The 15549-nt window shown below is 42.9% G+C and carries 15 protein-coding genes; 2 read left to right on the top strand and 13 right to left on the bottom strand.

The annotated features are described in order from the left end of the window. Nucleotides 1-198: 198 nt before the first annotated feature. Both CDO33_RS06895 and CDO33_RS06890 read left to right on the top strand, forming a co-directional pair. On the top strand, nt 199-1110 hold the full coding sequence (locus CDO33_RS06895; RefSeq protein ID WP_242973859.1) for an RluA family pseudouridine synthase: 912 nt from the start codon (nt 199-201) through the stop codon (nt 1108-1110). A gap of 120 nt (nt 1111-1230) precedes the next feature. After that, nucleotides 1231-1791 carry a MerR family transcriptional regulator gene (locus CDO33_RS06890; protein ID WP_103080593.1) on the top strand — a complete coding sequence of 187 codons (561 nt, stop codon included), beginning with the start codon at nt 1231-1233 and terminating at the stop codon, nt 1789-1791. A 283-nt stretch (nt 1792-2074) separates the two neighbouring features. Here the strand turns inward: CDO33_RS06890 and spo0A are convergent, their stop codons facing one another. The 13 genes from spo0A to xseA all read right to left on the bottom strand — a co-directional run bounded on the left by spo0A (nt 2075) and on the right by xseA (nt 15428). Next, nucleotides 2075-2881 (bottom strand): sporulation transcription factor Spo0A, encoded by an 807-nt coding sequence (gene spo0A, locus CDO33_RS06885; protein WP_103080592.1) that lies wholly within the window; start codon nt 2879-2881, stop codon nt 2075-2077. A gap of 359 nt (nt 2882-3240) precedes the next feature. Beyond that, nucleotides 3241-4569 carry a SpoIVB peptidase gene (spoIVB, locus tag CDO33_RS06880; protein WP_103080591.1) on the bottom strand — a complete coding sequence of 443 codons (1329 nt, stop codon included), beginning with the start codon at nt 4567-4569 and terminating at the stop codon, nt 3241-3243. Between the two features lie 233 nt (nt 4570-4802). Beyond that, complete coding sequence (gene recN / locus CDO33_RS06875) at nt 4803-6545, bottom strand: DNA repair protein RecN (RefSeq protein WP_479690702.1); 1743 nt, start codon at nt 6543-6545, stop codon at nt 4803-4805. A 22-nt stretch (nt 6546-6567) separates the two neighbouring features. Then, the gene (locus CDO33_RS06870; protein WP_103080589.1) at nt 6568-7017 is read right to left on the bottom strand and encodes an arginine repressor; all 450 of its coding nucleotides are present in this window, start codon (nt 7015-7017) and stop codon (nt 6568-6570) included. After that, a complete protein-coding gene (locus CDO33_RS06865) occupies nt 7007-7888 on the bottom strand; it encodes an NAD(+)/NADH kinase (protein WP_103080588.1) in 882 nt (293 codons plus the stop codon). The genes CDO33_RS06870 and CDO33_RS06865 overlap by 11 nt, the downstream gene beginning before the upstream one ends. 110 nt (nt 7889-7998) lie before the next feature. Further along, complete coding sequence (locus CDO33_RS06860; protein ID WP_103080587.1) at nt 7999-8814, bottom strand: TlyA family RNA methyltransferase; 816 nt, start codon at nt 8812-8814, stop codon at nt 7999-8001. A 29-nt stretch (nt 8815-8843) separates the two neighbouring features. After that, nucleotides 8844-10715 (bottom strand): 1-deoxy-D-xylulose-5-phosphate synthase, encoded by a 1872-nt coding sequence (gene dxs / locus CDO33_RS06855; RefSeq protein WP_192874998.1) that lies wholly within the window; start codon nt 10713-10715, stop codon nt 8844-8846. A gap of 20 nt (nt 10716-10735) precedes the next feature. Then, nucleotides 10736-11371 carry an Mg2+ and Co2+ transporter CorB gene (locus tag CDO33_RS06850; RefSeq protein ID WP_103080586.1) on the bottom strand — a complete coding sequence of 212 codons (636 nt, stop codon included), beginning with the start codon at nt 11369-11371 and terminating at the stop codon, nt 10736-10738. A 634-nt stretch (nt 11372-12005) separates the two neighbouring features. Further along, nucleotides 12006-12170, bottom strand: coding sequence for a hypothetical protein (locus tag CDO33_RS20780; RefSeq protein WP_161496692.1), 165 nt, complete (start codon nt 12168-12170; stop codon nt 12006-12008). Between the two features lie 160 nt (nt 12171-12330). Further along, nucleotides 12331-12777: a divergent PAP2 family protein gene (locus CDO33_RS06845; protein WP_103080585.1), complete on the bottom strand. Its 447-nt coding sequence runs from the start codon at nt 12775-12777 to the stop codon at nt 12331-12333. A 10-nt stretch (nt 12778-12787) separates the two neighbouring features. Then, complete coding sequence (locus tag CDO33_RS06840) at nt 12788-13678, bottom strand: polyprenyl synthetase family protein (protein WP_103080584.1); 891 nt, start codon at nt 13676-13678, stop codon at nt 12788-12790. Between the two features lies 1 nt (nt 13679). Next, nucleotides 13680-13916 (bottom strand): exodeoxyribonuclease VII small subunit, encoded by a 237-nt coding sequence (gene xseB, locus CDO33_RS06835; protein ID WP_103080583.1) that lies wholly within the window; start codon nt 13914-13916, stop codon nt 13680-13682. Nucleotides 13917-14207: 291 nt separating this feature from the next. Next, nucleotides 14208-15428, bottom strand: coding sequence for an exodeoxyribonuclease VII large subunit (xseA, locus tag CDO33_RS06830; protein WP_103080582.1), 1221 nt, complete (start codon nt 15426-15428; stop codon nt 14208-14210). Nucleotides 15429-15549: the final 121 nt, after the last annotated feature.

Raw genomic sequence — 15549 nt, 5'->3', positions numbered from 1 at the left:
AGCATCATAAAGCTGGCCAGGAAATTCCCTCCTTGAATTATGGAAGGGCATATTGTACCATATTGATATCAAAACAGGGATAAAAGCCTGGCAGCACCGGAATAATTATAGCCGCTTGGGCACATGGACAGTATTTGTCCTGCAAATCCCTGTCATTATCAAGCTATCAATATATATATAATTAACCGGGTGAGACAATTGAAGCTAAAATACATTGTGGACAGCCAGTCTTCAGGAAAGACAGTTAAATACATTCTGAAAAATAAGCTGGAGCTTTCGGAAAGGCTCATAAAGAGGTTGAAATACAGCGGAAACATATTCTGTAATTCCACTCCGGTTTTTGTAAATGCGACGGTCAATCCGGGAGATATTGTAGAGGCTAGCGTCGATTTTACAGAGGAAGAAAATGATATAGCACCGGAAAAAATGGATCTGGATATAGTTTTTGAAGATGACGGCATGATTGTTATAAACAAGCGTCCCAACACGGTAGTTCATCCCACCAGTTACCACCAATCCGGGACAATAGCCAATGGCATTGTTTATTATATGAAGCAAAAAGGCATGTCAAAAAAAGTACGCCCGGTAAGCAGGCTGGACAGGGATACCTCCGGGCTTATAATATTTGCAAAAAATGAGTTTATCCAGGAATCCCTCGTGAGGCAAATGGCTTCCGGTAGTTTTATAAAAAAATATATAGGCATAGTGCATGGGTCGGTAAAGGAGGAAACCGGAACCATAAATCTCCCTATAGCACGGATGCCGGGAAGCATAATGCAAAGGCATGTGTCGCCGGACGGAGCGCCTTCGGTTACACATTATAAAGTAATTGAGCGCCTAAGCAACGCCACCTGTCTGGAATTCCGGCTAGAAACCGGCAGGACACACCAGATCAGAGTCCACTGTCAGGCTATAGGGCATCCTTTGATCGGAGACTCCTTATACCCCGGAACCGGCAGCAATGCTTATGAAAATCAACCCTTGATAGAAAGGCAGGCCCTCCATTCCCATACAGTCAGGTTTGTGCATCCTGTCGATAAAACCGAAATGCATCTTACTGCCCCATTGCCGGAGGATATGTCAAAGCTCTTGGAAATATTGAGAAAATAGCCCATATTTGTTTACAGTAATTTACATTAATGGTATTATATATAAATGTACATGATATGGATGCTTGACTAACCTATCAGTTTTTACAAACGATAAAAATGGTAATTGGAGGGAAACAGCTTGGATATTATAAAAGACAGGTATACCATCACTGAACTTAGTGAACAGCTTTCAGTTACTGACCACACATTAAGATATTACGAAAAAGAGTTTGGCATATGCGTACCCAAGGATGAGCGCGGCAGGCGTTATTATACATCTGAACTGGCTAATCTAATGTATCAGATAAAAAATATGCGAAATGAAGGACTGGAAATAAAGGCAATCAAAAAAATTCTGCATTCCGAGAACATGCTGCCCACTCCCCCGCCATTGGCATCTGAGAATTATGTTACAACCGTAGTCCCTGCGGAGGTGAGCACCAATTCGACGAATTTCAAACAATTCTTTGATGAATTCAAAAATGAGATTTCCGCCAATGTTGCTGCAGAAGTCAGCTCTGCAAGAGACCACCTGTCCCGGGAATTAAACAAAACAAAACTGGAGCTGGGAGCATGTGTCGAAAACAGCATGAGAAGGCTGGAAACCAAGCTGGATAAGCATTTTTCGGAGGTTGACCGCTCTCTGGCGGAATGGAGGGATAGGAAGAAAAAGAGCTTTCTCCGTCGCTTTTTCAAATGATTTAAAAACTCACATTCATCGGGAATGTGAGTTTTAATGCTTATATAGTACACTATGGTTATAGAAATGTATTGGGAAAATAATGAAGTATATTGATTTCTAAAATTTGCCTATGTATCATTTGTTTTAAACACTTTGAGGCAAAAAAATCCCTTTCACTCAGAGGGATGCAAAGCGATATTATATATAAAATTCTCCTGAAAGGCACTCCGACTACAACCTGCAAATCGGCCGGTGGAGGAATACAAAACCTCCACCGGTTCTTTATGCGAAAGGAAATTTATCATCCAACTTTAAGCTCAAGCCTAAGCTTATCTGCCACCATTGCTATAAACTCGGAATTGGTAGGTTTACCTTTGCCGATGCTCACTGTGTATCCAAAAAGCGAATCTATAGCATCAACTTTGCCTCTGCTCCATGCCACCTCAATAGCATGTCTTATGGCTCTTTCAACTCTGCTGGGTGTAGTATTGTATATTCTGGCGATTGAAGGGTATAACTGCTTTGTTATGGAATTTATGATATCAAGATCCTTTACCACCATCATTATGGCATCTCTGAGATACTGATAGCCTTTGATATGGGCGGGTATTCCTATTTCATGCATGATATTTGTCACTTCAACCTCAAGACTATGCTGGAAATTTTCAGGGCTAGGAGGTTGTTTTGCTTCCTTGATCGATTCAGGCCTGATTACAGACGTCTGGTTGCTTCCTTTCAGCTGCCTTATTCTTGACACCAGTACATCCATATCGAAAGGTTTTACAACATAGTATTCGGCACCTAAAGCCAACGCTCTTTGTGTGATTTTATCCTGTCCAACTGCTGAGAGTATTATGTATAATGGTCTTTTTTCCATTTGAGTTGCATTTAGCTTTTCCAGTACACCCAATCCGTCCAGATGAGGCATGATAATATCTAATATCGCTATATCCGGCTTTGTGCTTGTTATCAGCTCATAGGCTTCCAGCCCATCCCGGGCAATACCTACTACTTCAATATCTTCCTGGCTGTTCAAATACTCACACAAAATATCACCGAATTCCCTGTTATCATCTGCAATTGCCACCTGAATTTTTTTCGCTAACAAGTTAACTCCCCCTCAACATTTGTTGATTTTTCATGACGCTTCCAGTAATTTATTTTTAAGGAAACTATATGTAATATTATATTTTCATTTCGACAAAATTTCAAGTGTCAATTGTTAATTTTTAGTATTAATTAGCTATATATATAACTCTGTTATATTACCACCCTTTAGCCAATTAAAACAAGGTCTGGATATATGCTCCAGACCTATTGTTATGATTTTTCGTCAGGTTTATAAAGTTTTTTATGCTTTTTTTACTCATTCCTGCCGGAATTATATTATTGTAGAAATAGCAATATTATTTGCTGGTTTATAAATTCCGTCCCTTGGAAATAATGCACGCATATAATCCGTTATTGTCAGCTGGCTTTCGCATGACTCCCCTGATTCACTTCAGTCATGCATTTGAGCATATTTTCTATGAATATTCCGTACCCCCGCGCCGGGTCATTGACCAGTACATGGGTTACAGCTCCTATAATCCTTCCGTCTTGGATTATAGGGCTTCCGGACATACCCTGCACTATGCCCCCTGTCGCATCCAGAAGCCTTTTGTCCGTTATTTTTATAACCATTCCCTTGGAACCGTCATAATTTTGCCTGGAAACCTTCAATATTTCAATTTCATATTCCTCAACGCTTTTTCCGTCAATATTGGAGAGTATGACAGCCGGTCCTTCCTTTATGGATGACTTTAAAGCTATAGGGTACATCCTTCGGGATATCTTGTCCAGCGCATCTTCATTTACTTTTCCGTATATCCCGAACTTGCTGTTGGAGTTAATTTGCCCCAGCTGTCCGCTTTCCTCTATCACACCCTTTAGCTCTCCGGGTACTCCGGTTTTGCTCCTTTTTATGGACAGTATCCGAGACTCCAGTATTTCTCCTGTTTTCACAGGCATAAGGGTACCGGTATCAATGTCGGTTATCCCGTGCCCCAGGGCACCAAACCCCATAGTGTCCGGGTCGTAATATGTTAAAGTTCCAATCCCGGCAGTGCTGTCCCTTACCCATAATCCAATATGGTATTTATCATCATCGGCAGCTTTTACCGGAGTGACCAAAGCTGTATAGTAGCTTTCCCCTCTTTTATATTTTAACTTAAGCAGCTTTCCTCCTGTTTTATCAATTTCCTCAACTAATTCTTTAATGGATTTCAAGCTTTTATCATTGGCTTCAATTATTAGGTCTCCTTCCCTTATGCCGCCATCCCTGGCTGGAATGAGCCTTCTGCCGTCCTTAGTCTCCACATCTGACATTCCGATCACAAGGATTCCATCTATCCTAAGTTTGACGCCAATGGTATTTCCGCATGCCACCAGCATCTTGTCGGGAACAACATCAACCTTCATCGTCCTCAACGGAATAAGGCCGAACACACTTACTCTCAAGCTTACACTGCCACCCTTCTGAGACCAGAAGGACATGGGGCTGAACATTTTGTAAAAGCTTCCTCTGCTTTTCACAAACTCTCCATTAACCTTTAATACGTCCTCTTTATCGGCTTTTATGCTGACCAGAAAAGGGCTTTTGAAATTTAGAATGTGTTCTTCCCCTTCGATGATGGTAATCTGTCCGGGAACACTCAATACAGCTTGTATGTAGCTTAAAAGCATAACCCCGAAACAGACGGCTAAGAATATAAAAAGCTTCTTTTTATATGATAAACCATTGGCAAATAACTTCATGATAAACTCACTCCTCGATGTCGGTCTGCTGCGATAAGATAATAAATGTCACGCTTTTTTCCTGCTTTTTGGCGTATAAGGGCGTGACATCCGTTTATCTGATTTTTTCAGCAAATTTCTAATCATAAGGTAACCTTTCGAGGAGCTAATTATTCAAGTAAATTAAAGCATCCCAGGCAAAATAAATGAAAAAAGCAGAAAAATCGGCCTTCAGGCCGATTTTTCTGCTTTTGTTAAATACAAGCGGATTTTTTAAATTTTCGAGCATTTTGAAGCAGCTCTTTTGCATATTTCAATGTCGTATCCGATATGCTCGCACCTCCCAGAATGCGGGCTATTTCATTATCCACTGCCTTTCCTTCCAGCTTGACCACCCGGGTTTCGGTGCTCACATCATCGGACACCTTCTCTATAAGGTAATGGGAATCAGCCATGCATGCTATTTGAGCCAGGTGAGTTACACATATAACCTGATGTTTTTTGGATATATAGGAAAGCTTTTCGCCTACCTTCTGCGCAGCGCGTCCGCTTATCCCCGTATCGATCTCATCAAAAATCAATGTAGGCATGCTGTCGACATTAGCCAGTATATTCTTTATAGCCAGCATGACTCTGGACATCTCACCACCGGAAGCTATTTTGGATAGCGGCTTTAATGGTTCACCGGCATTGGGTGAGATCAAAAATTCCACATGATTAAGACCGCTGCTGTTATATGGCCTATGTCTGGATGAATCCGGCTCCTGGTCAAACAGTATGTCCACTTTAAATTTAGCCTTTTTCATCTCCAGATCATCCAGCTCATTGCCAATCCTGTCTTCCAAAATCTGTGCTGCTTTATGCCGTTCTTCATTCAATTTGCATGACAAAGCATACAGTTCATTATCTGCTTCTTTCATCTGGCTTTGAAGCTTCTTGATTATTTCTTCACTGCTGATGATCTCCTCCAGTTCCTGTTCTATTTTCTCACAATACTCCAATATATCCCTTATGCTTTGTCCATATTTTTTCTTCAGCCTGAAAATCAGGTCAATTCTCTCATCAATGCTCTCCAGGAGTTCAGGATTATATTCCACCTTATCCCTTTCGCTGCGTATCTCCTCCGCAGCGTCTTCCAGTTGGTAATACAAATCCTCAAGCTTTTTGGAAATGGACTCGTACTTAACATCCAGATTGGCTACAGTGCTTATGCATTGAATAGCCTCATTTATCCCGTCCGATGCTGACATGCTTCCGTCAACTCCCGTGTAAAGCAGCTCATAAGCTTTCGACAATGCTCCCAGCACCTTCTCGGAGTTGGACAGCAAAAGCCTCTGCTTGTTCAATTCTTCCTCCTCACCAATCTTGAGGCCGGCTTTTCGTATCTCATCTATCTGATATTTAAGAAGGTCGATTCTTCGCTCCCTTTCCCCTGAATTTCCACTGAGCTCCTTTATTCTGTTGCATATGGACTTATACTTCTGAAGCGCTTGTGCGTATTCCAGCTTTAATTTCTCTATATGCTCTCCTCCGAAAGAATCCAGAAGCTTTATGTGGTTTTCCGTTCTCAAAAGAGATTGGTTGTCGTACTGTCCGTGAACATCAATAATCCTTTCCCCCAGCTCTCTGAGCATAGAAACGGTAGCCATTTTGCCGTTTATCCGGCATATGCTTTTTCCGTGGATGTTGAACTCTCTTGAGACCACGAGGGTATTGTCCTCTTCCGGCTCTATGCCGTAGCCTTCCAGGAGGTCCCTCACCCTTTCGGCATCCACCTGAAAAACAGCTTCCACCATAGCTTTTTCCTTGCCTGTCCTTATGATGTCCTTTGAAACCCTTCCGCCGAGAATGGCATTTATGGAATCGATTATTATCGATTTGCCTGCGCCGGTTTCACCACTTAAAACATTTAAACCGCCCGCCAGTTCAATACTCACATGGTCTATAAGGGCAATATTCCTAATTTCCAGCTGTACAAGCACTTTCACCAACCTCACTTTAAAAACAGGATTGAAGGCATCATTTTTTCATTCTATTGAACTTTTCCACCAGTTCCTCAGCAAACTTCTCAGCTCTGCACACTATCATTATCGTGTCATCTCCAGCTATCGTTCCCAATATCTCTATCCATTTAAGGGAGTCTACAGCGGATGCGGCTGCCTGGGCCATACCAGGTAAGGTCTTGACTATGACTATGTTATTGGCATAATCACAGGACACAAAGGATTCAGCAAAAATCGTCAGCAGCTTATTGGACAGCATGTTTTCGGTCTGAGAAAAGGGAGCATATTTATATTTGCCATCCTCCGTCATGACCTTTATCAGCCTGAGCTCCTTAATGTCCCTGGAGATAGTAGCCTGGGTCACATCCATGCCCATCTCCTTCAGTTTTTCTGCCAGTTCCTCCTGAGTCTCAATAGCATACCTGTCAATCAACTCAAGAATTTTAGCCTGTCGATTATACTTCATTGTTCCTTATACTCTCCCCTCGGGTATAGATTTTGTATCTGACAACGTTAAAAAAGTTCCTCTTTTTTAACCGGGCCAATTTCACATAATGCTGTGATTTTCTTATCTCAACATAGTCGCCGGCCTTTATCTCGTAGCCTGTCTGTCCGTCGACAGTCACGGTGGCATTATGATGGTAATCCTCATTCACGGCTATCCTGTAAACCTTATCCGATGAAGTTATATAGGACCTGGAATACAGTATATGGGGGCATATGGGGGTTGCTATTATGAGATCCGTATTAGGTTCCACAATAGGCCCTCCGGCAGCAAGGGTATAGGCTGTCGAGCCCGTAGGAGTGGACACAATCAGTCCGTCCCCTGGAAATGTTTCCGTCAGGACATCATCTATATACATTTTTAATCGGGTTATCCTCGGCAGGCATCCTCTGGATATCACGACATCATTGACGGCAACATCCCTTGCTATTGTCCTGCCGTCGCTTACAATCCTGGCTTCCAGCATCATCCTGTTCTCCAGTTCAAACTTATCCTCAAGTATGCTGGAAACAGCGCTATGGACATCACCCGTCTCAACCTCCGTCAGGAAGCCAAGATTTCCAAGGTTTATCCCCATAATGGGAATTCCCATGCCGTATACTTTTCTGGCCGCCTTTAGAAAGGTGCCATCGCCTCCCAGGCTTATTATAATTTCGGAATTGTTCAGAAATTCCTTTTCATCCTCATATTTGCTTTTTATACCTATATCCTTTGCTAAATCCGAGGGGATAATTACCTCCCCTCCCTGCATTGTGATGCTCTCCACCAACAGCTTTGTATACTTCAGATCCTTATCCTTATCCCTGTTCGTAAAAATACCAATACGCTTCATTATTGTCCTCTCAGCTTTATTCTTTCAAAACTTCCAACTATTCCAGCATATTCTTTCAAAACTCAATTCCATTATATAGGATAAATAAAAAAAGTACAATAAATGCACTTTTAATCAAGGCTCTCATGGGAAATTCTGACGACATCGCCTATAAGCCGTTCAATATCTTCATGCTTCAATGCGTTACCGTCCCAAGCCTTTGTGATGTACATCAGGTATTCAATGTTTCCCTCGGGGCCTTTTATCGGTGAGTAGGATAAGCCTTTGAGCTTAAATCCCATGTTCAACGCAAAGTTCACAACCTCACGGATGACTTCTTCATGGGTGGATAAATCCCTGACAACACCCTTTTTTCCGACTTTCTCCCTTCCTGCCTCAAACTGTGGCTTTATCAAGCAAACAAGCTCTCCATCCTCTTTCAGCAGATCCTTCGCAGCCGGTAAAACCTTTTTTAAGGATATAAAAGAAACATCAATCGATGCAAAATCCGCCAGAGCGCCGATGTCTTCCGGCTTGACATATCGTATGTTGGTCCTTTCCATGCAAACGACCCGTTCATCATTTCTCAATGTCCAGGCCAGTTGACCATAACCAACATCTATGGCATAGACCTTCGCTGCTCCGTTTTTCAGCATACAGTCGGTGAAACCTCCTGTGGAAGCGCCTATATCAATGGCTGTCTTATCTTTAAGAACTATTCCAAACGTATTAATGGCCTTTTCCAGCTTAAGACCGCCCCGGCTCACATAGGGATTTACATTTCCTTTCACTAAGATCTCACAATCTTCTGTAAATTTGGCACCAGGCTTGTCTTCCTTCTCACCGTTAACAAAAACAATGCCCGTCATAATCGCGCTCCGGGCTTTTTCCCTGCTTTCAAAAAGACCTTTCTTTACCAGCAAAAGGTCCAATCTTTCCTTTTCCAAGCATAAACCTCCACAGCGTTTTTATTTTGCTATTTCCATAGTTTTAACATTTCATTTTTCACGGATTCAGGATCAAGCTTGTATTTCTCAAACAGGTAATCCCTGGAACCATGTTTTATAAACTGGTCGGGGAAACCCAAAAGCTTAACCGGCACATTTATGCCTGCCTTGTTAAATTCCTCCAGAACTCCGCTGCCAAAGCCTCCAACCACCGTATTATCTTCGATAACGACAGCTTTTCCGGTTTTATGGACGGATGCGGAAATAAGCTTCATATCCATAGGCTTTGCCCATCGGGCGTCAATCACATCACAGGTTATTCCCATCTGCTCCAGCATTGAAGCAGCTTTAAGAGCTGTTTCCACCATGCTGCCCAATGCAACCACCGTAAAATCTTTTCCTTCCTTTATTTTCACTCCCCGTCCGAATTCTATACCGCAGGACGTGGCTTCCACCAGCTTTTCTTTGCCCATACCCCTGGGATAACGGATTGCGATAGGTCCCTTGTGCTTTTTAAGGGCATATTCCAGCATCAGTCTAAGCTCCGTGTTGTCACAGGGAGCCATGATGGACATATTGGGTATCTGACGGAGATAGGATAAATCAAACAAACCCTGGTGGGTTTCACCATCTTCACCAACTACCCCTGCCCGGTCTATCGCAAAAACCACATGGAGGTTTTGCAATGCAACATCATGCAGTATCTGGTCGTAGGCGCGCTGCAGGAAGGATGAGTAAATGGCTACTACCGGCTTTAACCCGCTGGCAGCCAGGCCTGCTGCAAAAGTTACCGCATGCTGCTCGGCTATACCCACATCAAAAAATCTGCCGGGAAATTCCTTTGAAAAAAGTCCAAGGCCAGTACCTTGGGGCATAGCCGCAGTTATCGCGACTATGTTATCATCCTCATGGGCGAGCTTGACCAATTCTTTACCAAAAATATCGGAATAACCGGGACCATTGTATTTCAGCACTTCACCGGTCTCTATGTCGAAGGGGGATATGCCATGAAAAACAAGAGGATTTTTTTCCGCATATGTATACCCCATTCCTTTTTTTGTGCATACATGCACCAAAACCGGTCCTTTGGACTGTTTGGCTCTAGACAGGACATCATTGAGTTCCTCGAGATTGTGCCCGTCTATGGGTCCCAGGTACTTAAATCCCAGCTCTTCAAATATGATTCCCGGAACCATTATGTATTTCAGAGCACCCTTCGCCCTGTCCAAAGCTCTGGCCGTACTTTCACCTATAGCCGGTATTCTGCTTAATATACCGCTCACATCTTCCTTCATTTTAAAATAAATAGGTGCTGTTCTGATTTTACTAAGATATCTGGACAAGCCTCCTACATTTCTTGATATGGACATCTCATTGTCATTCAAAACGACTATAATATTATTAGGAGACCTTCCGGCATCATTCAGAGCCTCAAAGGACATTCCTCCGGTCAGGGCGCCGTCACCTATTACGGCTATGACAGAGTATTCTCCCTTTTTGATATCCCTGGCTTTTGCCATACCCAAAGCGGCGGAAATTGATGTGCTGCTGTGTCCCGTATTGAACACATCATGAGGGCTTTCGCTGGTTTTGGGAAATCCGGAAATCCCCCCGGCCTGTCTCAGAGTGTCGAATTTTTCCCTCCGCCCTGTGATTATCTTATGCACATAGGATTGGTGACCCACATCCCATATTATCTTGTCTTCTGGAGAGTTGAAGACCTTGTGGAGCGCAAGAGTGAGCTCCACAACTCCCAAATTGGACGCCAGATGACCCCCCGTTTTTGAAACGCTGTTTATAAGGAATTCCCTGATCTCCTGGGCCAACTGCCGCATTTGCTGAATATTCAGTTTTTTTATATCATCTGGTGACTTGATGGTCTCCAGTATACTTTCCAACATCTCCTACCTACTTTCAACCTTTACTTTCTTTTGCGCTTATTTTTATTATCTCTTTTCCACTTTATTTTTAGTTTGAAAAAATTAATAATTATGGATACCTTGTAAATAATATAATTGCTGTTTTCGATGGCCAGAGATTTACCAAACGCCTTGCCTCCGACAGTAAAGGACGCCACCATTCCGGTCATTATCAGGTTTATTACCACACCTCTCAGGCTTTCACTGTCTGCAGCAATCCTCAGCACTATGTAAGTGCTGGCAGTTCCGCTTATTACCCCGCAAATATCCCCAATGACATCATTGCAGAAGTTGGATACCTTATCAGCGTTCCTAATCAGCTTTATGGCTTGCTTTGCCCCATACACCTTTCTGGACGCCATTGCATGAAAAGGAGCCTCATCAGCTGCTGTCACAGCTGTACCGATTATATCAAACAATATATTTATAACGATTATAGCAAAAACCACAAAAAATGAAACCAGAATCCCGACATTACCCAAAATATTTGATGCGATTACCGACATGGATGCGGACAGGAAAAACGAAACTAAAGTTATTATAAGGCTCCACTTCTTGTTATTTCCACCGGAGCCCAACAGATTAGGCTTGAACTTCACCTTTTTTTCATCAACAGGATGCCTATAATTATCTTGCAAAATGTCCTCCAACAAATATGTAAATCAAAATATCAATTTATTTGCAATACTCGTACATCCCCGGGCAATCGCCCAGGGAATCCGAATATTTTGCTTCTTAAAATGCTCAAATCCAAAATGTGCTCATTAAATTTATATAAAAACAGGTGGTAGCGTATTGAATAAATTTTGCGGCTTAGGTCAGGCAGGATTTCCCCGGAAGTTGCTGAAATGTCGCCAAATCAGCGGTTTCCCTTTAAAACCTCCGTCGCTATGTTACCATAAGCGAGGCCTGATTGCCACTTAGACCACACTTTAATCCTCAATACGCCTCTTATCAGAACAGTCTAGGAGTTTTCCCCAACGGTCTGACCGATTCCTAGCCTCTTTTGCAAAATTGGTTTCAAACAGCGATAATGTGGATATACTGGCCTATACATCCACATCTGATCCATTATCCACCAACTTCACTCAAGGCAGGCTACTCTGTTCACAGCATCTTTTACAATACCGCCTAACAGGTTTAATCCCTACTCGTGGTCGAGGTGGCAACAGTGAAACATTGTTGCTTTACTGTTGGCTTTTCTTCCAAAAGGTAGGGTCTCCACGGTAAAGGGGTCAACGCCTGCATGCCATTGCAGATCGCCCCTAAACCTTAACTCCCAGCATCAGCCCACCACTGGGCGTAGCAAGCCGACACAAGGAACTTCATCGATGTGCCCTTAAACGGATTTTTAGGCCCGTCTTCAGAACCGGCAGTACCGACTAGAATACTGCACCACCCTGTTTTGCTAACAATTTTTGCATCTGGACGATACATTCAAAAATTATATCACATCTGAGAAAAACTTAAAAGGCTCAGTAAATCCGGAATCAAAGCACATATGTGAAAAGTACGCCTTTAATTCACTCTATCGAATTAATGCTCCTTAATGGTCTTTTAAAAATCCTTTTCCATCGATATGCCGGAATTTTGGCTTTCATCCAAACCACAAACCCATGATGACACCTAAAAGCGCGCCCATTATAACTTCCAGCGGAGTGTGCCCCAGAAGCTCTTTTAATTCCTCATCAAACTGCATCTTTTCCTGTCCGGATATCACTCTGGTCAGCTTGTTCAGCACTTTAGCGTGCTTGCCTGCCGCTCTGCGGACGCCGGCAGCGTCATACATAACTATTAACGCTATAGCCACCGACATGCCGAATTCCATGGAATCGAAACCGAGGTTTTTGCCCACCACTGCGGACAGGGACACTATAAAAGCCGAATGGGAACTGGGCATGCCGCCTGAGCCTATAAACCTGGTGAAATCCAATTTCCTGTCATGGATTACAACACTTACAACTTTGAGCGCCTGGGCAATAAACCATGCCAGTGCTGGTATGATGATAGCTCTATTGGAAAATATCTCGACTAAAATCTGCATCGAAGGCCCCCTAGTTATTTCGTGTTATCAGGTATTCTGCCAGCTGCCTCAGGAATGTTCCCTTTTCACCAAACATCTCTATCGGGTTTACCGCTTCCCGGGTCATTTCTTTGAGCATTCTTTTCGATTCCTCCAGCCCATAAAGCGTAACAAAGGTAGCTTTGTTTTTTACCTGGTCGCTGCCGGTATTTTTGCCCATCTCGGCGGGATCGCCCTCCACATCCAGGATATCATCCCTTATCTGAAAAGCCATACCTAAGTTATCTGCATAACGCTCCAGGGAAGCTCTTTCCTCCGTACCGGCATTGCAAAGGGCGGCAGCAGCCAGAACAGAAGCTTTTATAAGAGCACCGGTTTTTTTCCTGTGCATAAGCTCCAGCAATTCGGGCTGAATCAATTTACCCTCCGACTCCAGATCCACCACCTGGCCGCCAATCATGCCGTCTATTCCCGAAGACCGGGCTATAATATGCATTGCCTCTAACTTTGCTGATATATTGCTGCTATCCTTGCGGACATGATCCAGCATAACTTCAAAAGCATAATTAAGCAACCCATCTCCGGCCAGAATCGCCATGGCTTCACCAAAAACCTTGTGGTTTGTAAGCCTTCCTCTTCTATAATCATCATCGTCCATCGCCGGTAAGTCATCATGGATAAGGGAATAAGTATGTATCATTTCCAAAGCGCACGCAAAAGGCAGCACCTGATCTCTATCGCCATCCAAAGCTTCACAGACAGCCAGAGAAAGTACCGGTCTCAAGCGTTTTCCTCCGGCCATAAGGCTGTATCTCATAGCTTCCCGGATTTTTCTTTGCTCGGAACCGTCAATATATAAGAGTTTGTCCAATTCGTTGTTAATAATGTTTGTATAGCAATTCAGTTTTTCCTTGAAATCCATCTCAAACCTCCGTCACATTAAAGGGTTCCTCGATTATCCGGCCTTTTTCGTCTTCCACCAGCAGGCTGATTTTCCTTTCTATCTCATCGAGCCTTTTACTGCAGTATTTTGATAACTCTATACCTTTCTGAAAAAACTCAATGGATTCATCCAGAGACAAATCACCCTTTTCCAGTTTTTCAACAATTTCTTCCAATTCCTTTATTGCTTCTTCAAACTTCTTTTCCTTCTTGCTCATAATATTACCCTCTCAATCGTTCGAATCTTGTATTATGCTGCGACAGAGGCCATATGTCCATCGAATGCAAACCTGTTCCTCCGGCAAGCTTCAATTCCATCCTTTCACCTTTTTTGATACAGTCCCCATATTGGTCTGCGATGTATTCATGTTCCAGCTCACTTTTATTCTCTCTTTATTAATAAAATAACAATAAAATAACAAAGAGCTTCGCAGCAATGCATCAAACAAATAGACCGCCGCATCAATTTTACACAGCTTTCAAATCTCTATCGCAATAAATTTACGCACTTATTTAAAAAAAGCATTTTTATCACTTATACCGTCAACCACGCAGCTAATCTCCCCGTCGCTTACTTCCAGCCTTACCCTGTCGCCTGTGTTCACATCCTTTACCGATTTTATGATTTTGCCCTTGCCTTCTTGCTTTGCTATGCTGTAGCCTCTTGCCAGTATGCTCAAAGGGCTGAGGGAGTCAAGCTTCCCGGCCAGCAGTCCGAAGTCGGAAGCAGCTTTTCTCTTGATGAGCAGCAGGGATTTGTACATGGATTTCCCCAAAACATCCAACCTCATGCGCTCCTGATACACCCTATCATAGGGTTGGCGGAAAGGCAACCGGTTCATTACTTTTATATACCTCATTTTATTCATTTTCATGCTGTTTATCAAAGAATTTTTGAGCCTTGAATTCAAATTCTGTATTCTGTCCACCATCATGTACTTTTCGGGGACTACTATCTCTGCTGCCGCTGAAGGAGTTGGCGCTCGAAGATCTGCTACAAAATCGGCTATGGTAAAATCGGTTTCATGACCTACGGCCGATATTACCGGTATTTTGGATTCATAAATGCTTCTGGCGACAATTTCCTCATTAAACGGCCACAATTCTTCAAGGGAACCTCCTCCCCTGGCAACGATGATCACATCCACACAATTCAGCTCATTCAGCTTGCGTATGGCCCTGGATATCTGTCCTGCCGCCTGCTCACCCTGTACTGCCGTGGGAAAGATTTTGATTTCCACATTCCGGAACCTGCGGCTTACCACATTAATAATATCACGGATAACAGCTCCGGTGGAAGATGTAACAACTCCTATCCTTTCCGGCATAAGAGGAATCTTTTTTTTGTGGGATGGATCAAACAAGCCCTCTTCCTGGAGCTTTTTCTTGAGCTGTTCAAAGGCCAGGTGAAGATTTCCCAGGCCATCTGCCTGCATTTCTTCCACATATAGCTGGTATTGTCCATCTCTCTCAAAAACCGAAACATATCCCTTTATTATAACTTTCATACCATTTTCCGGCTGAAATTTCAAGGCTGAAGCATAGGATTTAAACATAACGCACTTGAGGACACTGCTCTCATCCTTCAAGGTAAAATACATATGCCCCGAATAATGATACTTATAATTTGATATCTCACCTCTTACCCAGAGATTGGACAGGATAAGATCCCTTGATATCACATCTTTTATGTAACTGTTTATTTCCGATACCGACAATATATACCGCATGATTCCACCTCAAACCAGGATGCTCTTAAGCAAAGTCCCGTAAATAATAAAAATGAAGAACAAAGAAACTATTTCCCCATTCTTCATCGCACACTTCTGATTCAGACCACTAATAGCATTT

Origin of the sequence: Clostridium thermosuccinogenes (assembly GCF_002896855.1) — a bacterium.
Classification (GTDB): Bacteria; Bacillota; Clostridia; order Acetivibrionales; family DSM-5807; genus Pseudoclostridium; species Pseudoclostridium thermosuccinogenes.
Note: the sequence above shows the minus strand (reverse complement) of the source record. Positions and strands in the feature narration are given on the sequence as shown.

Coding starts and splice junctions, on each gene's coding strand:
- CDO33_RS20780 (WP_161496692.1), bottom strand. CDS start 12,170: ATGTATCGTCCAGATGCAAAAATTGTTAGCAAAACAGGGTGGTGCAGT.
- CDO33_RS06870 (WP_103080589.1), bottom strand. CDS start 7,017: ATGAAGTATAATCGACAGGCTAAAATTCTTGAGTTGATTGACAGGTAT.
- CDO33_RS06865 (WP_103080588.1), bottom strand. CDS start 7,888: ATGAAGCGTATTGGTATTTTTACGAACAGGGATAAGGATAAGGATCTG.
- CDO33_RS06845 (WP_103080585.1), bottom strand. CDS start 12,777: ATGCAGATTTTAGTCGAGATATTTTCCAATAGAGCTATCATCATACCA.
- dxs (WP_192874998.1), bottom strand. CDS start 10,715: ATGTTGGAAAGTATACTGGAGACCATCAAGTCACCAGATGATATAAAA.
- spoIVB (WP_103080591.1), bottom strand. CDS start 4,569: ATGAAGTTATTTGCCAATGGTTTATCATATAAAAAGAAGCTTTTTATA.
- CDO33_RS06840 (WP_103080584.1), bottom strand. CDS start 13,678: ATGGATTTCAAGGAAAAACTGAATTGCTATACAAACATTATTAACAAC.
- xseB (WP_103080583.1), bottom strand. CDS start 13,916: ATGAGCAAGAAGGAAAAGAAGTTTGAAGAAGCAATAAAGGAATTGGAA.
- xseA (WP_103080582.1), bottom strand. CDS start 15,428: ATGCGGTATATATTGTCGGTATCGGAAATAAACAGTTACATAAAAGAT.